This is a genomic window from Rhodanobacter soli, from assembly GCF_040548735.1.
GTDB classification, from domain to species: Bacteria; Pseudomonadota; Gammaproteobacteria; order Xanthomonadales; family Rhodanobacteraceae; genus Rhodanobacter; species Rhodanobacter soli_A.
This window is the reverse complement of sequence record NZ_JBEPSD010000001.1, coordinates 2,141,109-2,159,276: the sequence shown is the minus strand read 5'-3', so window position 1 is coordinate 2,159,276 and position 18,168 is coordinate 2,141,109. Positions and strand designations below refer to the sequence as shown.

Sequence of the window (18,168 nt, the reverse complement as noted above, 5' to 3'; positions counted from 1 at the left end):
AAGTCATGCTTGCCGGCGAAACCGTTGATCCCCGCTTCATGCGGCGGTTCTAGACTGCAGGGACGCATGCCGCGCCCAGCGCCTGACACGTCCCACGGAGCCACGCATGAGCCAGTCCAGCCAGCAGGTACCCGCCGTCATCGCACCGGTCGAGCACGGCCGGATCGCCGAGGCGATCCTGAATTTCGTCAGCCAGGTGCCCGACAGCAAGGTCGGCAACAGCCAGGACCCCGCCGGCGAGGCGCGCCGGCTGGCCAACCGCGCCGCCCAGCGCGCCGCGCTCACCGCCGGCTCGCTGGCCTTGCCGCCGGGACCGCTGGGCTGGCTGACCTTGCTGCCGGAACTGATCGCGATCTGGAGAATCCAGGCACAGATGGTCAGCGACATCGCCGCTGCCTACGGCCGCCACGCCACGCTGGGCCGCGAGCAGATGATGTGGTGCCTGTTCCGCCACACCGCGGCGCAGGCGTTCCGCGACCTGGTGGTGCGCATGGGTGACCGGCTGGTGTTCCGGCGCATGTCCTGGGGCGTTGCCCAGCGCGTGGCGAGACAGGTCGGCGTCAAGCTGACCCAGCGCACGCTCAGCAAGGGAGTCTCGCGCTGGCTGCCGGTGATCGGCGCGCTCGGTGTCGGCGCCTACGCGTACTACGACACCGGGCAGGTCGCCGCCACCGCGATCGACATGTTCGAAGGCGAAGTCACGATCAACGAGGATGCCGACGGAGCCGCCGCCGAGACCATCGAGTCCAAGCCGCGGGCCAGGGCGGCGCGACGCGTCGTCGACACGCTGGCCGACAAGGCGGTGACCAGCGCCGCGCGCAAGGTGGCCAGCACCGTCCGCAAGGCCGCCAGCAAGAAGCCGCCCAAGCCGAGAGCCGAGTAGCCACGGCGCGTGCGGATGACGCCACCGCCGCTTTGCGGCAAGCTGTCCGCTGGATGTTTGCCGGAGTCGCCCCATGCCGCCACGCCATGATCGCCCTGTCGCGCTGATCACCGGCGCCGGCCGTCGCGTCGGCGCGGTAACCGCGCGCACCCTGCACGCGGCCGGCTACGATCTGGCGCTGCACTACCGCCATTCGGCCGACGACGCCCGCGCGCTGGCCGACGAGCTGGAACGGCAACGCGGCGGCAGCACCTTGCTGTTGCAGGCCGAACTGGCCGACCTGCCCGCCTTGCCGGCGATGATCGAACAGCTGCTGGCGCACTTCGGCCGGCTCGACGCGCTGGTCAACAACGCCTCGGCGTTCTTCCCCACGCCGCTGGGCACGGCGACGCCGCAGCAGTGGGACGCATTGTTCGCCTCCAACGCGCAGGCGCCGTTCTTCCTCAGCCAGGCGGCGATCCCGGCGCTGCGCGAAGCGCGCGGCGGCATCGTCAACATGGTCGACATCTACGCCGAACGGCCGCTGGCGGAGCACCCGCTGTACTGCATGGCGAAGGCCGCACTGGCCGCGATGACCCGCTCGCTGGCGCTGGAGCTGGGCCCGGAGATCCGCGTCAACGGCGTGGCGCCCGGCGCCGTGCTGTGGCCCAGTGACGGCAAGCCGTACGCCGACCAGCAGGCGATGCTGGCACGCACGCCGCTGCAACACGCCGGCACGCCCGAGGATGTCGCCGGCGCGGTGCTGTGGCTGCTGCGCGATGCGCCGTACGTCACCGGGCAGATCATCCGCGTGGACGGCGGGCGCACGTTGTCGGTGTGAGTTTCGCGGAGAGCTTCACCCCACCCCTGCCCTCCCCTGCATGCAGGGGAGGGTATTACGGCACGCTCGGACTTCGCGGTTGCGTGATTCGCGCTGCCGGCTATTTCTTCTTCGGCGCGAAAGCCTGCTGCAGCAGCGCCTGGTCGAAACCGACGCTGGCGTCGCCCGCTTCCGCGTAGCGGTACAGCGCGGCCGAGTAGATGCCTTGCAGGGCGGACTGAATGAGTCCCAGCAGGGTAAGCACGACCACCAATATGGCGCCGGCGACTACCACCGCCACGATCGAATGCGTGGCAACGGCACCGACTATCAAAACCATCATCAGTAACACTGCGAGAAAGAACACGAGGCCGAACACCATGCCGATGCCGCCGTTGCCGATCAGGTTCTCGCCCCAGCTGCGCTTGAGCAGCTCCACGCTGCGCTTGACCGCGTCGACCGGGCCCACGTCCTGGCTGGCCAGGATCGGCACCACCAGGAAGGTGGCCACGGTCCAGGCCAGGCCGATGAAGCCGACCACCAACCGTCCGATCAGGCCGAGGCGCTCCTGGATCATCCGCAGCAGCAGGCCGACGGTGGCGGCGATCAGCGCGTAGCCGAGGATCTGCGGCAGCTTCGCGCGGGCCAGCGCGAAGCCCGCGCCCACGCTGGTCGGCTCGCCGCGCAGGTGCATCAGCGCCACGCCGGTCAGCGCGGTCTGGAAAAAGATGATCACGAAATACTGCACCAGGTAGAAGCCGAACATCAGCAGGTAGGCACCCGCGGACATGCCCTGCTCGAACTGCTGCCCGGCGTGCTGGTTGCCGATCACCATCACCCCGACCGGGATCAGGAAACTCGCCGCCACCAGCAGCGTGCACAGCCCCGACAGCAACGGAAACACCAGCAACGACTTGTCCGAACGCAACACCGCCGCGCTCGCCTTCAACAACGCCCAACTGCGTGCAAACTTACCGGCCATGCGTGTCCCCTTCATCCGTGGATCGTGAGTGCGCCCTTTCTAGCACCCGTCGCACGCCTGCGACAGTGCGCTTCGCTCAGTCCGGCAGCGATTCGACCTGCAGCGGCTCGTGCCCCGCCGGAAACGCCGCCCACAACTCGGCCATGCTCAGCCCGCTGACGGGATGCCGGAACGCCGGCGCGATGTCGGCGATCGGCCGCAGCACGAACGCGTGCTGCAACTCCTTGCGCGGAATCTGCAGATGGCCCGGGCCGTCGAGTACCAGCGCGTCGTAGAACACGATGTCGATGTCCAGCGTGCGGTCCGAATAGCGCGGCACGTCGCGGCGGCGGCCGTGGCGGTCCTCCAGCGCGTGCAGCCAGTCGTTCAGCGCTTCGGGCGACAGCTCGGTGTCCAGGCCCACCGCCAGGTTGACGAAGTCCGCGCCATCGAAACCCACCGAGCGGCTGCGATACGCCGGCGACACGGCGATCGCGCCGAAGCGCTCGCGCAACTCGTTGATCGCCGCGGACAGGTGGCGCCGCGGTTCGAGGTTGGAGCCCAGGCTCAGGTAGACCCGCGCCATCATTAGAGCCTCTAAGGCCGCGTGCCGCGTTCGATACACACGCCCACCGCCTTCGCGCCGCGCACCGCGCCCGGCTTGGACAGTTTCAGGCGTACCCAGCCGACCCCGAACTCCTCGCGGATGATCGCCGCGCAGCGCTCGGCCAGCGTCTCGACCAGGCCGAAGCTGGACGCTTCCACGTAGCCGATCAAGCGTTTCGACACGTCCTTGTAGTTCAGCGTCAGCGCGATGTCGTCGCTGCCCGCCGGCACGGTGTTGTCGAACGCCATCTCGATGTCGAACGACAGCGTCTGCCGCACCCGGCGCTCCCAGTCGTAGATGCCGATGACGGCGTCGATGCGCAGATCTTCGATGAAAACGGTATCCATGGCGGCGATCACGAGAGGCGGTAGCCGTACAGGGTCCGCGAGCCGGCGCGCGGATGCAAGTCATCCAGTCATCGATGGAACGGCAGTTGACGGCCGAGATTTTCAGATGTATATATTTAACTATTACTTTAAATAGTTAAATGAGTTATGGCCACCGACCGTATCTTCGAAGCCCTCGCCTCCCGTCCGCGCCGGGAAATTCTGGCCTATCTGTCGGCGCAGGAGTTGAGCGCCGGCGAGATCGCCAGCCGCTTCGCAATGAGCGCGCCGGCGATTTCGCGGCACCTGTCGGTCCTGGATGCCGCCGGGCTCGTCACCAGCGAGCGCCGCGGGCAGTTCATCGTCTACAAACTCAACAAGGACAGCCTAGTGAACACGCTCACTGGCTTCGCCTTCGAGATCTGCCCGACAGCCGGTCCACTTAAACGCGAGTCCCGCAAGCTGGCGTCGAAAAAGCAGGGGGCTTGAGCCCAACGGAATAGGGACACCGGAGAATTCGATGGCGACACACACGAAGCGGGTCAGCAGCTTTCCGTCCACACGCATTCCTTCCGCATCAGGCGGCCTGCCGGTGGAGGTCGCGTTGATCGCGCAACTCGGACATGGCGCGGGCGACCACCTGTTTGCCGGCGCGTTGGCGCGCCAGAAGACGCACGCCGAATTCGTCGACGACCTGGACGAGCCGTCCGCGCGACTCGGCGGTACGGATCTATCGAAGGGCGACGCCACCTCGCTGTATTCGTTTGCGGTGGGCGCGAAAGGCCATCCGTTCCATCGGCACGCCGGCCATCGTGTGTTCACCGCAATCTCAGGCAGCGGCGGCACGCAGTTGCGTTTCTCCACCGCCACGCAGGCGCAGATCGAACAAGACCCAGAAAGCTTCATCCGGGCATTGCGCCATATCAACATTCCGCCGGACTGCCTGTTCACCGTGCGCTTCGGCGGCGATGTCTGGCATCAATTCGCGCCGCTGGCAAAAAAATCGCTGCATCCGGCGTTCTTCGCGCTGTCGTGCCACACCAACGAACTGGGCGGCGATCTGCCCGACGCATTGCGCGCGCAGGTGCTGGCGAACGCGGCAGGTATCCCCGCACTGACCGTGCTGCTGCCCACGGCGGTCGCCGACTTGCTGCGCGACATGCCGGCCGATCATCTGCATGTGCCGACCACCCATCTTTCGCTGGATGCCCTGCCCGGCACGCTGCAGGCTCTGCTGTGCAAATCGGTACGCTGCGCCGCCGGACTGCTCCGTGGCGCCTGGGCCGCGTGGCGACGCACGACCGGCTTTCTCAGCGAGCACGGTGGCCGACTCGCCGTCATCGAGCTCGATGAGCTGCCCACCGGTTCACTGCTGACGCAGCAACTGAACGGCAAGCCGTACCAGCACCAGGACATGTTCCGACTCACGCTCAACGCCAGCGACGCTGTCGGCAGCGCCACGATATTGCTGAGCCGGTTGCTGGACGGCTTTCTGAGCAACCCGCCCGCCGGCGTCTCGCGCCTGATGGCACTGCGCAACCTGCTGGTAAAGCCGGCCGGCCTGCGCACCTCGCCGCTTGGCTGCCCGGTGTCCTCGCTGTTGTCGCCGCCCGGCAGCAAGCTGTTTGATCGGCGCTACCCGGTGCTGGACCAGTGTGTCGACCATGAGGACCGCCGCGCGCAGGTCATCCTCGGCGTCAACGACAAGCATCTGATCTTCCGCTCTTGCGTCGGCGTACATGTGCGGGACGGCAACCGCGTGGAAATCACGCTGGGCACTCGTGTCCATTGCAAGAACCTGTTCGGTCGTTTCTACATGGCGGCGATCCACAACGTCCACCGCGCCTATATCGCGCCAACGATGCTGCGGATGGCTGCGGAGCATGCGTTTCCGCTGACCGAAGCGGCCCGCAGTCCGAGTCGCGCCCTGCTTCCCCAATATAGCCACAGCGGGTGAGGTGAGCCCGATGACGCTCGATCCCGCCCGGCGCCAGCAGCATGGGCGCGGCATAGATGCGATCATGCGCGGATGACCACGTTCAGCACGCTCCCGCTCAAACCCGCCCTGCTCGCCAGCGTCGAGACGCTCGGCTACACCGAGATGACCCCGGTGCAGGCGCAAAGCCTGCCGCCGATGCTGGAAGGGCGCGACGTGATCGCACAGGCGCAGACCGGCAGCGGCAAGACCGCGACGTTCGGGCTGAGCCTGCTGCAATCGATCGACGTGGACACGATCCGGCTGCAGGCGTTGGTGCTGTGCCCCACCCGCGAACTGGCCGACCAGGTCAGCAAGGCGATCCGCAAGCTGGCCGCGAACATCCCGAACGTGAAGCTGCTGACCCTGTGCGGCGGCATGCCGCTGGGCCCGCAGTTGGCTTCGCTGACGCACGATCCGCATATCGTGGTGGGCACGCCCGGCCGCGTGCAGGAGCACCTGAAGCGCGCCAGCCTGCACGGCGGCGGCATCAAGGTGCTGGTGCTGGACGAGGCCGACCGCATGCTCGACATGGGCTTTGCCGAGGCTATCGACGACATCATCGGGCGCATCGCGAAACACCATCAGACCCTGCTGTTCTCGGCCACCTATCCGGACGAGATCCGCGCGGTGAGCCAGCGCGTGCAGAAGGATCCGGTGGTGGTCACGGTGGACACGCCGTCCGAGCAGAAGCCGGCGATCGAGCAGCAGTTCATCGAGGTGGATCCGGCGCAGAAACTGGATGCACTGGCGCAGTTGCTGGCCGGCGAGCGCGGGGAGCACGCACTGGTGTTCTGCAACATGCGCCGCGACGTGGACGCGGTGGCGCAGGAACTGGACCGCCGCGGCTTCTCCGCACTGGCCCTGCACGGCGACATGGAGCAGCGCGACCGCGACGAGGTGCTGGTGCGCTTCGCCAACCGCAGCTGCGCCGTGCTGGTCGCCACCGACGTGGCCGCGCGCGGGCTGGATATCGTGGCGCTGCCGCTGGTGCTGAGCTACGACGTCGCGCACGATCCGGACACCCACACCCATCGCATCGGCCGCACCGGCCGCGCCGGCGAATCGGGCCTGGCGATCACCTTGTGCACGCCGCGCGAGCGGCCGAAGGCGGCGAACATCGAGGAACTCAACGGCGCGCCGCTGCCTTGGCGCGCACTGAAGATCGCGCCGCCGCGCGGCAAGACCCTGCACCTGGCGCCGATGAAGACGCTGGTGATCGACGCCGGCCGGCAGGACAAGCTGCGTCCCGGCGACATTCTCGGCGCACTCACCGGCGACGCCGGGCTGGACGCGAAGGACATCGGCAAGATCGACGTGTTCGCCACCCGCGCCTACGTGGCGATCAGCCGCGCATTGGCGAACAAGGCGTTGGAGCGCCTGCGCGCGGGCCGGATCAAGGGCCGCAATTTCCGCGTGCGTCCGCTAGGCTAGGCGCCCCGACTCCCGGAAGCCGATCCGATGCCGCGCTGGTCCATCCGCCTCCTCGCCTTCGCCCTGCTCGCCGGCAGCGCTGTCGCGCACGCCACCGACATCCCGGTCTACGGCTACCAGGTCCTGCGCGCCTACCCGCACGACACCGGCGCCTATACCGAGGGGCTGTTCTACAAGGATGGCTACCTCTACGAGAGCACCGGCCAGGTCGGCCAGTCCAGCGTGCGCAAGGTGGCGCTGGAGACGGGCGACGTGGTGCAGCGGCATCGCCTGCCGAAGCAGTACTTCGGCGAGGGCATCGTCGCCTGGAAGGATCGGCTGGTGCAGCTCACCTGGCAGAGCGGCACCGGCTTCGTCTACGACCTGGCCAGCTTCACGCCGCAACGCAGCTTCAGCTACGAGGGCGAAGGCTGGGCGCTGACCCGCGACGACACGCACCTGTACATGAGCGACGGCACACCGGTGCTGCGCGTGCTGGATCCGGAAACGCTACAGGTGGTCCGCCGCATCACGGTGACCGCCGACGGCGCGCCGGTGACCCACCTCAACGAGCTGGAGTGGGTCGACGGCGAGATCTACGCGAACGTGTGGCTGACCGACCGCATCGCGCGGATCGACCCGGCCAGCGGGCATGTGGTGGGCTGGGTCGACCTCGCCGGCCTGTTCGACATCAACCAGCTGCCGAATCCCGGCGACGACGTGCTCAACGGCATCGCCTGGGACGCGGAACACAAGCGCCTGTTCGTCACCGGCAAGTGCTGGCCGCAGCTGTTCGAGATCAAGCTGGTGAAGCGGCCCGCACGGTAAACCCGCGTCGCGGCCGGTGGCGTCACAGCGTATTCAGATAGGTCGACAGCGCCTGCACGTCGTCGTCGCCGAGCGTGGCCGCTATGCCATGCATCACCTTCGCATTGCTGCTGCCGCCGCGCGCGCCGCTCTTGAAGTCGCCCAGTTGCTTGGTCACGTACAAGCCGGACTGACCACGCAGATGCGGGAAGGTCGCCCACGGCGGCTGCGGCGCGCTGCTCGGATGCGGCTGCGGGCCCAGCCCGGCCGGGCCGTGGCAGCCCTGGCACGGTGGTATGCCCTGCGCCGGATCGCCGGCCAGGTACAGCTGCGCGCCGCGCGAATTCGCATCGGCCTGGCCGGCCGGCTTCGGCGCCAGCGCGGCGTAGTAGCTGGCCAGGTCGCGCATGTCGGCGTCGCTCAGCGCGGCGGCCTGGCCGGTCATCACCGGGTCATTGCGCTGGCCGTCGTGGAATTCCTTCAGCTGCACGTACAGGTAGGTGGCCGATTGTCCGGCCAGGTTCGGAAAGTTCGGCGCGATCGCCACGCCCTGCGGGCCGTGGCAGGCCGCGCATACCGCGGCCTTGGCCGCGCCGGCGTGGGCATCGCCGCTGACCGGCTGCATGCGGCGCAGGTCCAGCACGCCGACCGGCGCAGCGGACGTCGCGGTGGCGGGTTGCTGTGCGGCGACGTCGAGCGCGGCAGTCGACATCAGCAGGCAAGCCAACAGGAGACTGGTGCGATACGTCATCACGGCTCCTACAACTTCAGGTTCAACATGACGCCGACCAGGCTCACGTTGTAGTGCAGCTGGCCGCCCTTGTCGGTGTAGAGGCGGTGGTCGTAGCTGAGCGTGTTGTCGAGCCCGGCGTAGTGCCAGTCGCTGAAGGCGCCGGTCTCGTAGCGGCCGTACAGGCGCACGCCGACGTTGCGGTTGACGCGGAAGCTGAGGCCCAGGTCGAGCGTGTTGGTGCGGTACTTGTTGTCGGGAAAGCCCGCCGCTGCGGCCGCCACCGAGGCCGGATCGCGGGTGGCCAGCGCGCCGATGGTGGCGTAGTTGTAGCCGACGTGACCGAACGAACCGGTGTAGTTGTAGCTGACATCGGCGCGCGCGCGACCGAAATCGTGGCTGAAGCTCAAGCCCGCGTTGCGATTGCTCTCGCGGTCGAACTCCCACCACTGGTTCGCGTACGGATACAGCGGCCCACCGAGATCGGGGTTGACCTGCTCGGGCGTGCCGAAGACGGCGCCGTTGTCCGGCCCGTCCGCATCGTTGACGTTGGAGATGCCCATGCGCGAGGTTTCCGCGCCGAGGTAGGCGTTCATCGTGGTCGCCGGGGTCGGCTGCCAGTCCCACTGCAAGGTGGCGCCGGTGGTGCGGGTGTTCTGCCGGCCGATCAGCGCGTCGTATTGATCGCGGTTGCCGTAGAAGGTGGCCGACAGCGTGGCCGAGTCGCCCCACGGGTAGGTGACGATCGCGCGCGCCTTGCTCTCGGTGCGGTCGGACAGGTCGTACTTGCGCATGTCGGCGACGGTATGCGCCGGCAGGCCGTTGGCCGGATCGACGAAACCGGGCAGCGACTCGGAGAAGAACTGCACGTACGGATCGTAGTTGTACTTGTCGCCGTCGCGCTTGGCGTATTCCCAGCTCAACCGCACGGTGGCGCCGATGACATCGCGGCTGACCCAGTCGAACTTGATGCGCTGGTCGTCGACGCGCTTGCGCTCGCGATACTTCGGCCGGTTGTGGTCGTAGGTGTAGGTGACGCCGAGCGAGGTCTTGCGCCCGAGCTGCCAGTCCGCGCCCAGTTCGAGGATCGTGTCGGTGTAGCCGAACGGCACGTTGCGCACGGTGACGTTGACCGACTGATACAGCGGATTGGTCGGGTCGAAAATGCCGGTCTCGCCCGGCACCACGCTGCCCTGCGAGCCGTTCTCGGAGATGTAGCCGTACTGGCCGGTGAGCGGGTTATAGGCGAGGTAGCGGGTCTTGTTGTCTTCGCGATACCAGCGCAGGCCGGCATGCCAGCCGAAGGCGGGGGTGGGATGGAAGGTGACCCGCGCATCGAGCAGGCCGGTGTCGATGCGCGCATTCGCGCTCTTCTGCGACAGCGCCGCGGTGGTGTTCCAGTTCGCGCACTGGAAGGTGTAGTCGGCCGGCGGCGCGATGAAGATGCCGCCGGTGCCGGTGCAGGTGGTCGGTGGCAGCAGCGCATCATTCTGGCGCATCGTGCCCCACGCGCCGGCCACGGTGAACTGGCCGTTCCACTTCAGTTCGCGCGACAGGTCCAGCCGCACGTTGTGGTAGTCGTTGTCCGGCTCGAGCGAGAACTGGCCGTCCTTGATGTCGGCCACCTGCGGCGTGCCGACCACGTTGTACAGGGCGAACGGGCTCTCGAAATTCAGGTGGTCCTTGTGGTTGCGGAAGAACGAGCCGTTGTAGGTCGCGAGGAAGTGCCACAGCTTGCCGACGTTGCGCACGCTGAGGTTGATGTCGGTGGTGCGGAAGTCGATCGGCCGCACCGTTTCCAGGATGCCGCCGTTGTCCGGGAACGGGAAGTTGAAGAACATCGAGCCGCCCCACAGGCGGGTCCCTGTGCGCTTCTCGTTGGTGATCGCGGCGGAGCCGATCCAGTTGCGATACAGCACGCCCTCGTAGCTGAGCCCTTCGCGCGTGCGGGTGAGCCCGATGCTGCGCCGTGGCGTGGCGGCCGATACAGCGGCCACCTGGGCCGGCGTGCTGGCGCCGGCCACCAGCGGCGCGGGCAGGGTCAGGTCGGTGCTGCCGACGCCATTCCAGATCGGGTAGGCATTGGTCGACACCGTATGCGGCATGTCGCGATAGAACGCTTCTATCCGGTAGCTTCCATAGCGTCCGCCGCGCAGGCGATAGAACTGATCGTCGCCGCTGAGTCGGCTGCCGCGGAATTCGACATAGCTGCCGGTCTTGCGGTTGTCGAACTGGAGGCCGAACAAACCCAGCACGGCGCCGCTTTTCCAGTCGGCGTACTGGCGGAAATATTCCGCGTTGCGGTCGCCGCCGACGTGCAGGTAACCGAAGTCGAGCACCCCGGCATAGGTCCAGTCGCCCTGGCCCACCGGTTTGCCGGCGTCGACCATCGGCGGATACGGATACAGCGCGCCGGTCGGCGTGCGCAGCATGCCTGCATGCAGGTACGACATGCCGTCGGGATCGGCCGGCTGCAGCATCGGTGTCCAGCCGCGCAGGTCGAGCGCATTGCCGAACTGCATGTCGCCCACGCGCATGGTGCCGCTGGTATCACCGGCCAGCGCGCCCTGCGTGCCGAACAGACCGCACAGCAAAGCCACGGCCAAGGTCGTCGGCGTCGTGCGATTTACTTTCAGCGCAAGCATCGTCCGCCTCCGTCACTTGTGGAACTTCGGTCCGGAAGGATTGTTCGAGCCGTGGATATTGCTGTGGCAAGTCAGGCAGCCGCGCCCGATCAGCCGCTCGTCCGGGTGCGGACCGTTGCCGAGTCCGGCCGCGCTCTGCAGGTCGTTCGGGTGCAGCGTCATGGTGTGGCACTGCTGGCACAGCATCGGGATCGGTGCGACCAGCAGGGTCTGCTGGTTGGAGCCATGCACGTCGTGGCAGTTGAGGCAGTTCGCGCGCACCGGCGCGTGCTCGAACAGGAATGGCCCGCGCTTCTCCGCGTGGCAGGTGTAGCAGGTCTCGTTGACCGTGTCGGTCTTCAGCAGCGGCTTGGTGATCGAGCCGTGCGGGTTGTGGCAGTCGGTGCAGGCCATCTGCCCTTCCGGCAGCGGCATGTGCGAGCGGCGGTTGAACTTGGCGCGGATGTCCTGGTGGCAGGTCGAGCAGACTTCGTTGATCGACGACTTCGCCAGCACGCCTTCGGGCGACAGCCGCGCCATCGGGTTGTGGCAATCGGTGCAGGACAGGCCGCGGTTCTGGTGGATCGAGCCGATCCAGTGCTGGCGTGCGCCACCGGCATGGCAGCTGAGGCACACCCCGGCCTGGACTTGCGGCGGGGTTTTCGCATCGTGGGTGAAAGCGATGATCGAGCCCGGCGCGGTCGGGTTCTTGGCGTGCTCGGAGCCCGGGCCGTGGCAGCTTTCGCAGGCGGCCTGCGGGCCGCTGTTCGCCGCACCGGCGCGGAACGAGGCGACGTGCAGGCTGTGCGACGCCTGCATGTTTTCCTGCGAATGACAGGCCACGCAGGTCTTTGCACCGACCGGATCGGCGTTCGGTGCCAGCGGATTGGCCGGAATGGACGCGGCATCGAACGGCGTGGCCGGGCTGTCGCTTGCCGGCGGCAGATGCGGATTGTTCGCCCGCGCCGCGCCTGCGCCCATGTCGGTGGCCGGCAACATCTTCGCGATATCGCTCTGGCTGAGCGCGCTGGACGGGCTGTGCGCGGAATCTGCCGGCGCGGGGGCGGTCGCCTGCTGAGCCCGCGCACCCCAGGATCCCGAGAGGATGCCCCCGGCACCCAGCACCACGCACAGCAAGGCGGCAGGAAACAACGAAATCACACGCATGGCTTGAAGCCCCTTGGCTAGCGTGAACAAACCGCAATCGGCCGACGCCCCTGCCCGGTACGAATTCCTTGGCGGCCGGCCTTGTCCCAAGCCGGAGTATTCACCCGGAGGTGAAAGATTGTTAAGCCTTTTTGATTGCGTTGAATGTCCATGATCACAGAACAATTCCCGGTGATTGTGCGTCGCAACAAGACATTGCGCCGCATCGCGCTAGCCTGATCCGGGCCGCAAGGACAAGTTGTGCAGGATCTCAACGACATTTACTACTTCGTGCAGGTGGTGGAGCTGGGTTCGTTCACCGCCGCCAGCAAGGCGCTGGGCGTGGCCAAGTCGCAGCTGAGCTTCCGGGTGGCGCGGCTGGAGGCCAGCCTCGGCGTGCGGCTGATCCAGCGCACCACGCGGCGCTCGCACGTCAGCGAGATCGGCCAGCGCTACTACGAACAATGCCGGCAGCTGCTGGCCGCCGCCGAGCAGACCCAGCGCGTCATCGACGAAGCCCAGGCCGCGCCGCGCGGACGCATCCACGTGGCCTGCCCGGTGCTGTTCGCGCAATTGCTGCTGGCGCCGATCCTGGTCGACTTCCTGCGGCGCCATCCCGAGGTGCAGGTCGACCTCGACATCTGCCACCACCAGGTCGACGTGATCGCCGGCGGTTACGACATCGCGTTCCGCGTGCACGATTCGCTCAAGGACTCCAGCCTGGTGATGCGCAGTTACGGCATGGACCCGCAGGTACTGGTGGCCAGTCCCGAGCTGTTGCGACGCCAGGGCCAGCCGACCCAGCCGCTGGAGCTCAAGCGTCTTTCCAGCGTGGGCCTGATCAGCGCCGAAGGGCGGCACTTCTGGCACCTGCAAGCCGCCGACGGCCGCACCCAGCAAGTGGAACACCACCCCAGCCTGACCAGCGACGACCTGCAGGTGCTGTACCAGGCGGTGATCGGCGGCGTCGGCGCGGCGCAGCTGCCGCAGTTCGTCTGCCGCGGACCGATTGCCGAAGGCCGGCTGGTGCCGCTGCTGCCGGCGTGGTCGCTGCCGGCCGGCAACGTGCACGCGGTGTACCCCTCGCGCCACGGCCACACCCCGGCGCTGCGCAGCTTCATCGAGTTCGTGGCTCAGCACATGCCGCAGGTATTGCGCCGCACGCAGCAGGGCGTGCTGGCCGAGAATGTGAAACCCGCACCGGCAGGCCTGATCGCCGGCTGAAACCGGGCCGGCTACGCAGCCAGCCAGCGGGCCGCACCGCGGCCGGCGATCAGGCCGCTGGCGAAACAGGCAGTCAGCAGGTAGCCGCCGGTGGGCGCCTCCCAGTCCAGCATCTCGCCGGCGCAGAACACGCCGGGACGGGCGTGCAGCATCAGGTCTTCATCCAGCGCCTCCAGCCGCACGCCGCCGGCCGTGCTGATCGCCTCGGCGACCGGCCGCGGCGCGCGCAGGCGCAGCGGCAAGGCCTTGAGCCGCGCCGCCAGCGCCAGCGGATCGGCCAGGGTGGGCTTGTCGGCGAGCTCGAACACCAGCGCGCACTTCGCCGCGTCCAGCCCGGCGCGGCGGCGCAGCCAGTCGCCGATGCTGTGCTTGCCGCGTGGCGCGGCAAGGCGTTCGGCGAGTGCCGCTTCGGTGTAGCCAGGTACCAGATCCAGGCGCAGCAGCGCTTCGCCGTGCTCGCGGATCTGCTCGCGCAACTCGGCGCCGATCGCGTAGATCAGGCTGCCCTCGATGCCGTATTCGCTGAGCACGAACTCACCCTGGCGCGAGCGGGCAACACCGCGACGGTCCACCCAATGCGCCACCACCGGTTTCAGCGGGGCGCCGGCGAAGCGGCTGGAAAGATGCTCGCTCCACTCGAGTTCGAAACCGCAATTCGCCGGTTGCAGCGGCGCGATGTCGATCCCCATTTCCTGCAACGGCTTTACCCAGGCGCCATCGGAGCCGAGCTGCGGCCAGCTGGCACCGCCGAGCGCCAGGATGACCGCCTTGGCCGGCACCGCGCACTCACCCTGTGGAGTGGCGAAGTGCAAGGTGTCATGCGCCTGCCAGCCGAGCCAGCGATGATGCATGTGAAACGTCACGCCGGACTCGCGCAGGCGTCGCAGCCAGGCGCGCAGCAACGGCGCCGCCTTCAGGTCGGCGGGAAATACCCGGCCGGAACTGCCGGCAAAGGTTTCCACGCCGAGTCCATGCGCCCACGCGCGCAGCGCATCCGCATCGAACGCGTCAAGCCAGCGCCCCACCTCGCCATGGCGCCTGCCGTAGCGTTCGACGAAACGCGCGCGGGGTTCGCCATGGGTGAGGTTGAGCCCGCCCTTGCCGGCCAACAGGAATTTCCGCCCGACCGAGCCCTTCGCGTCGTACAGGTCGACCGCCACGCCGGCCGCACACGCGGCCTCGGCCGCCATCAGCCCCGCCGGACCGCCGCCGATGATCGCCAGTCGGGGAAAGGCTGTCCGGGTCATCCGTGCATGGTCGCATGCCGCCTGTGCGGAATGAACCTGCAGCTTCAGCACTACGGCGGCGAGTGGGCGATCTATCGCGCCACCATGCCACGCACTCCGTTGGATCCGGGCAACGCTGCGCCACGGAGCATTCCACGATGAATCGGACATGGCTGGACATGCGCTGAAATGCCAGGGTGCAATAGGGCGCATCGAGGCAATATCTTTCGGAGCATCAATAATACTATCGTTCCAAACGTAACTAATTACGCCAATAAATCGCCAAGCCCGGGAAATAAATGCGGCGCAAAGATGCCGCAGGCGCAGATCGAGATAATACCGCCACGGTGCCGATTTTCCCGCTGAAAACTGGATTCACCGTGCCGTCTCGAGCGCAAAACCGGCAGTACGAAGCCATCTGCAGGCGCCAACTTCCGATTTGTTCGCTCATTCGAAAATCGTAGTTAATTACGTCATCCAGCCTTTTTCATAATCCGATAATTATGTGATGGCAATCACCCGATCCCTGAAAAAATCCTATTGACGGTTTTCGGTCGAAAACCCTACCGTCAACCAGTTCGCCAATGGGGAGCTTGACGAATGATCCCGTGATGACGTCACGCCACCGACGTTTATTTATCCGGCGGCAGACCTGCGCGACATCCCGGAGGGATTGACGGGGGGAGGGTCGATCGCAGTACGCACGGGATCGCTGGGCAATCCAAAAAAACCATGGCGCCGTATCCACGGCGCTCACTTCATGAGGTCCACGTGGCCCCAGCGGCTTCGTTCGCCTCGAAAAAACATTTTGGGAGCTTCACAAATGCCAAGCCATTTTCGTCTCACCTTGCTGACTGCCGCCATCGGCATGGCCGCCATCGCGTCGGCCAACGCCACGTCAGCAAACAGCCATGCCTTCGTTGCACTGAACCAGCACGCCACCCAGCTGCGCCAGGGGGATGTGGTCACCGGTCCGCTGGCCACCTCGCAGCCGATGCACATTGAAGTTGCGCTGAAGCTGCGCAACCCGGCCCAGCTGCACACCTTCCTGGCCACGGCCAGGACTTCGACCCTGTCGATGGTGGAACACAAGATGTCGCACCAGCAGTTTGTCGACAATTATTCGCCGACCGCGGATCAGGCCAATCAAGTGGCGGCGTGGTTGACCGCGGCCGGCTTCACCCATGTTCACATCGCATCGAACCGCCTGATGGTCTCGGCGGATGGCCGCGCGGATACCGCGCAGGCCGCGTTCAAGACCAGCTTCACCAAGGTGCGCACGAAGGAAGGCCGGATGGCCTTCATGAACAACAGCGGCGTGCAGATTCCGGCCGCGCTGCAGGACAGCGTGCTGTCGGTGATCGGCCTGCAGAGCGTGCACCAGGCGCACACCTTCGCCAAGCCGATGCAGGCTGGCTACACCACCCAGGCGGTGACCGGCCACAACCCGACCGAGTTCTCGTCGATCTACGGCGGCAACGGCGTGGCCACGGCGGCCGGCGTCCCGGTGGGCATCGTCACCCAGGGCAAGATCACCCAGACCATCACCGACCTCAACACGTTCACCTCGCAGAACGGCCTGGCTACGGTCACCACGCAGACCGTCAACACCAACGGCACCAGCACCGACACCAGCGGCCTGGGCGAATGGAGCCTGGACAGCCAGGACGTCGTCGGCATGGCCGGCGGCCAGGTCGGCAGCCTGATCTTCTACAACATCCCGACCCTGTCCAACGCCAACCTCACCGCCGACTTCAACACCATCGTCAACGCCAACGCCACCAAGATCATCAACGTGTCGCTGGGCGAGTGCGAGACCAGTGCGCAGGGCGACGGCTCGGCCGCAGCGCAGGACCAGATCTTCCAGCAGGCGGTGGCGCAGGGGCAGACCTTCTCCATTTCCACCGGCGACTCCGGCGCCGACGAGTGCGGCGACGGCGGTGTCACGCCGAGCTGGCCGGCCGCGTCGCAGTACGTGGTGGCGGTGGGCGGCACCACCCTGAACGCTTCCACCACCACCTGGACCAGCGCCACCGTGTGGACCAGCGGCGGCGGCAGCTCCAGCACCTTCGAGCCGCAGCCCAGCTGGCAGAACGGCGTGGCTCCGGGCAGCAAGCGCGGTCTGCCGGACATCGCCTATGACGCCGATCCCAACTCGGGCTCGAAGATCATCGTCAACGGTGCCACCCAGCAATACGGCGGCACCAGCCTGTCCGCTCCGTTGTTTGCCGGTGCCTGGGCGCGCGTCATCGCGATCAAGGGTTCCAACGTCGGCTTTGCCGCACCGCTGCTGTACCAGCTGCCGGCGTCCGATTTCCACGACATCACCTCGGGCAACAACGGCGGCGAGACCGCCAGCGCCGGCTACGACCTGGCCACCGGTCGCGGCGAACTGATCATCAGCGGCGCCGCCAACGACATCGGTGGCGGTTCGCCGCCGGCCAACGTGCCGCCGGTCGCCAACTTCAGCGATTCGATCAGCGGCCTGACCGTGAACTTCACCGACAGCTCCACCGACAGCGACGGCTCGATCGCCTCGCGCTCGTGGAACTTCGGCGACGGCAGCACCTCGACCGCGACCAACCCGAGCCACACCTACAGCGCCGCCGGCACCTATACCGTATCGCTGCAGGTAACCGACAACAGCGGCGCGACCAACACCAAGACGCAGTCGGTGACGGTCTCCAGCGGTGGCGGTGGCGGCAACGTGCTGCAGAACGGCGTGGCGCTCACCGGCCAGTCCGGTGCCACCGGCGCGCAGCTGTTCTACACCGTGGTGATCCCGGCCGGCGCCAGCAACCTGGTGATCTCCGAGTCCGGCGGTACCGGCGATGCCGACCTGTACACGAAGTTCGGCTCCGCCCCGACCCTGTCCAGCTACGACTGCCGCCCGTACGTCACCGGCAACAACGAGAGCTGCACCGTGGCCTCGCCGCAGGCCGGCACCTACTACGTCATGCTGAACGGCTACACCGCGTTCTCCGGGGTCAGCGTCAAGGCCACCTGGAGCACCAGCAGCGGCGGCGGCAACGTGCTGCAGAACGGCGTGCCGGTGTCCGGCCTGAGCGCGACCACGGGCAACGCCCTGTACTACACGATGGTCGTGCCGAGCGGGGCCAGTAATCTCAACATCAAGATCGCCGGCGGCACCGGCGACGCCGACCTGTACGTCAAGCTCGGTTCGACGCCGACCACCAGCAGCTACGACTGCCGTCCGTACGTCACCGGCAACAGCGAGAGCTGCACCGCCTCGGCGCCGACGGCGGGCACGTACTACGTCATGGTGCGTGCCTACAGCAGCTACAGCGGCGTCACGCTGACCGGCAGCTACACGCCGTAAGCGGCTGACTGCAGCACCGGCGCGCAAGGAAGCGCGCCGGCAGCAACCCGAGGCCCGGCCGGCAACGACCGGGCCTCGTGGTTTTCGATGGTGCAAGCGCACATCGG

General features: G+C 67.1%; 15 protein-coding genes. 8 read left to right on the top strand and 7 right to left on the bottom strand.

Annotated features, from left to right (window positions below; all coding sequences use genetic code 11):
• Nucleotides 1-106 precede the first annotated feature (106 nt).
• Together ABIE04_RS09760 and ABIE04_RS09755 are read left to right on the top strand one after the other, a co-directional pair.
• Nucleotides 107-883 (top strand): hypothetical protein, encoded by a 777-nt coding sequence (locus tag ABIE04_RS09760; RefSeq protein WP_354549274.1) that lies wholly within the window; start codon nt 107-109, stop codon nt 881-883.
• Nucleotides 884-956: 73 nt separating this feature from the next.
• Complete coding sequence (locus ABIE04_RS09755) at nt 957-1,703, top strand: pteridine reductase (protein WP_354549272.1); 747 nt, start codon at nt 957-959, stop codon at nt 1,701-1,703.
• 100 nt (nt 1,704-1,803) lie between these two features.
• Here the strand turns inward: ABIE04_RS09755 and ABIE04_RS09750 are convergent, their stop codons facing one another.
• From ABIE04_RS09750 to folB, 3 genes are all read right to left on the bottom strand, one after another.
• Nucleotides 1,804-2,664: a DUF6159 family protein gene (locus ABIE04_RS09750; protein ID WP_354549270.1), complete on the bottom strand. Its 861-nt coding sequence runs from the start codon at nt 2,662-2,664 to the stop codon at nt 1,804-1,806.
• 76 nt (nt 2,665-2,740) lie between these two features.
• Nucleotides 2,741-3,229, bottom strand: a complete 489-nt coding sequence (folK, locus tag ABIE04_RS09745; protein WP_354549268.1) for a 2-amino-4-hydroxy-6-hydroxymethyldihydropteridine diphosphokinase — start codon at nt 3,227-3,229, stop codon at nt 2,741-2,743.
• Nucleotides 3,230-3,240: 11 nt separating this feature from the next.
• Entirely contained in the window at nt 3,241-3,597 is a 357-nt protein-coding gene (gene folB, locus ABIE04_RS09740; protein WP_354549266.1) for a dihydroneopterin aldolase, read from the bottom strand.
• Nucleotides 3,598-3,744: 147 nt separating this feature from the next.
• Here folB and ABIE04_RS09735 point away from each other — a divergent pair, with 147 nt between their 5' ends.
• The 4 genes from ABIE04_RS09735 (at nt 3,745) to ABIE04_RS09720 (ending at nt 7,792) form a co-directional block, all read left to right on the top strand.
• Nucleotides 3,745-4,065: a metalloregulator ArsR/SmtB family transcription factor gene (locus ABIE04_RS09735; RefSeq protein WP_354549263.1), complete on the top strand. Its 321-nt coding sequence runs from the start codon at nt 3,745-3,747 to the stop codon at nt 4,063-4,065.
• A 31-nt stretch (nt 4,066-4,096) separates the two neighbouring features.
• On the top strand, nt 4,097-5,533 hold the full coding sequence (locus tag ABIE04_RS09730) for a DUF2867 domain-containing protein (protein ID WP_354549260.1): 1,437 nt from the start codon (nt 4,097-4,099) through the stop codon (nt 5,531-5,533).
• Between the two features lie 72 nt (nt 5,534-5,605).
• Nucleotides 5,606-6,985 carry an ATP-dependent RNA helicase DbpA gene (gene dbpA / locus ABIE04_RS09725; RefSeq protein WP_354549257.1) on the top strand — a complete coding sequence of 460 codons (1,380 nt, stop codon included), beginning with the start codon at nt 5,606-5,608 and terminating at the stop codon, nt 6,983-6,985.
• Between the two features lie 27 nt (nt 6,986-7,012).
• The gene (locus ABIE04_RS09720) at nt 7,013-7,792 is read left to right on the top strand and encodes a glutaminyl-peptide cyclotransferase (RefSeq protein WP_354549255.1); all 780 of its coding nucleotides are present in this window, start codon (nt 7,013-7,015) and stop codon (nt 7,790-7,792) included.
• A 22-nt stretch (nt 7,793-7,814) separates the two neighbouring features.
• On the opposite strand, the gene ABIE04_RS09715 is transcribed toward ABIE04_RS09720, so the two are convergent.
• The 3 genes from ABIE04_RS09715 to ABIE04_RS09705 are packed head-to-tail and all read right to left on the bottom strand — an operon-like array spanning nt 7,815 to nt 12,292.
• The gene (locus tag ABIE04_RS09715) at nt 7,815-8,522 is read right to left on the bottom strand and encodes a c-type cytochrome (protein WP_354549252.1); all 708 of its coding nucleotides are present in this window, start codon (nt 8,520-8,522) and stop codon (nt 7,815-7,817) included.
• 8 nt (nt 8,523-8,530) lie between these two features.
• Nucleotides 8,531-11,146, bottom strand: coding sequence for an MtrB/PioB family outer membrane beta-barrel protein (locus tag ABIE04_RS09710; protein ID WP_354549250.1), 2,616 nt, complete (start codon nt 11,144-11,146; stop codon nt 8,531-8,533).
• Between the two features lie 12 nt (nt 11,147-11,158).
• Entirely contained in the window at nt 11,159-12,292 is a 1,134-nt protein-coding gene (locus tag ABIE04_RS09705; protein ID WP_354549247.1) for a DmsE family decaheme c-type cytochrome, read from the bottom strand.
• A gap of 240 nt (nt 12,293-12,532) precedes the next feature.
• Between ABIE04_RS09705 and ABIE04_RS09700 the strand changes: the two genes are divergently transcribed.
• Entirely contained in the window at nt 12,533-13,495 is a 963-nt protein-coding gene (locus ABIE04_RS09700) for a LysR substrate-binding domain-containing protein (RefSeq protein WP_354549244.1), read from the top strand.
• A gap of 11 nt (nt 13,496-13,506) precedes the next feature.
• Here the strand turns inward: ABIE04_RS09700 and ABIE04_RS09695 are convergent, their stop codons facing one another.
• Nucleotides 13,507-14,742 (bottom strand): TIGR03862 family flavoprotein, encoded by a 1,236-nt coding sequence (locus tag ABIE04_RS09695; RefSeq protein WP_354549242.1) that lies wholly within the window; start codon nt 14,740-14,742, stop codon nt 13,507-13,509.
• Between the two features lie 802 nt (nt 14,743-15,544).
• Between ABIE04_RS09695 and ABIE04_RS09690 the strand changes: the two genes are divergently transcribed.
• Complete coding sequence (locus ABIE04_RS09690; protein WP_354549239.1) at nt 15,545-18,061, top strand: pre-peptidase C-terminal domain-containing protein; 2,517 nt, start codon at nt 15,545-15,547, stop codon at nt 18,059-18,061.
• Nucleotides 18,062-18,168: the final 107 nt, after the last annotated feature.

What these genes read in the sequence shown, in the direction of transcription:
- folB (WP_354549266.1), bottom strand. Translation starts at nt 3,597, where the DNA reads ATGGATACCGTTTTCATCGAAGATCTGCGCATCGACGCCGTCATCGGC.
- ABIE04_RS09755 (WP_354549272.1), top strand. Translation starts at nt 957, where the DNA reads ATGCCGCCACGCCATGATCGCCCTGTCGCGCTGATCACCGGCGCCGGC.
- ABIE04_RS09750 (WP_354549270.1), bottom strand. Translation starts at nt 2,664, where the DNA reads ATGGCCGGTAAGTTTGCACGCAGTTGGGCGTTGTTGAAGGCGAGCGCG.
- ABIE04_RS09715 (WP_354549252.1), bottom strand. Translation starts at nt 8,522, where the DNA reads ATGACGTATCGCACCAGTCTCCTGTTGGCTTGCCTGCTGATGTCGACT.
- ABIE04_RS09735 (WP_354549263.1), top strand. Translation starts at nt 3,745, where the DNA reads ATGGCCACCGACCGTATCTTCGAAGCCCTCGCCTCCCGTCCGCGCCGG.
- dbpA (WP_354549257.1), top strand. Translation starts at nt 5,606, where the DNA reads ATGACCACGTTCAGCACGCTCCCGCTCAAACCCGCCCTGCTCGCCAGC.
- ABIE04_RS09710 (WP_354549250.1), bottom strand. Translation starts at nt 11,146, where the DNA reads ATGCTTGCGCTGAAAGTAAATCGCACGACGCCGACGACCTTGGCCGTG.
- ABIE04_RS09730 (WP_354549260.1), top strand. Translation starts at nt 4,097, where the DNA reads ATGGCGACACACACGAAGCGGGTCAGCAGCTTTCCGTCCACACGCATT.
- folK (WP_354549268.1), bottom strand. Translation starts at nt 3,229, where the DNA reads ATGGCGCGGGTCTACCTGAGCCTGGGCTCCAACCTCGAACCGCGGCGC.
- ABIE04_RS09720 (WP_354549255.1), top strand. Translation starts at nt 7,013, where the DNA reads ATGCCGCGCTGGTCCATCCGCCTCCTCGCCTTCGCCCTGCTCGCCGGC.
- ABIE04_RS09705 (WP_354549247.1), bottom strand. Translation starts at nt 12,292, where the DNA reads ATGCGTGTGATTTCGTTGTTTCCTGCCGCCTTGCTGTGCGTGGTGCTG.
- ABIE04_RS09695 (WP_354549242.1), bottom strand. Translation starts at nt 14,742, where the DNA reads ATGACCCGGACAGCCTTTCCCCGACTGGCGATCATCGGCGGCGGTCCG.
- ABIE04_RS09760 (WP_354549274.1), top strand. Translation starts at nt 107, where the DNA reads ATGAGCCAGTCCAGCCAGCAGGTACCCGCCGTCATCGCACCGGTCGAG.
- ABIE04_RS09690 (WP_354549239.1), top strand. Translation starts at nt 15,545, where the DNA reads ATGCCAAGCCATTTTCGTCTCACCTTGCTGACTGCCGCCATCGGCATG.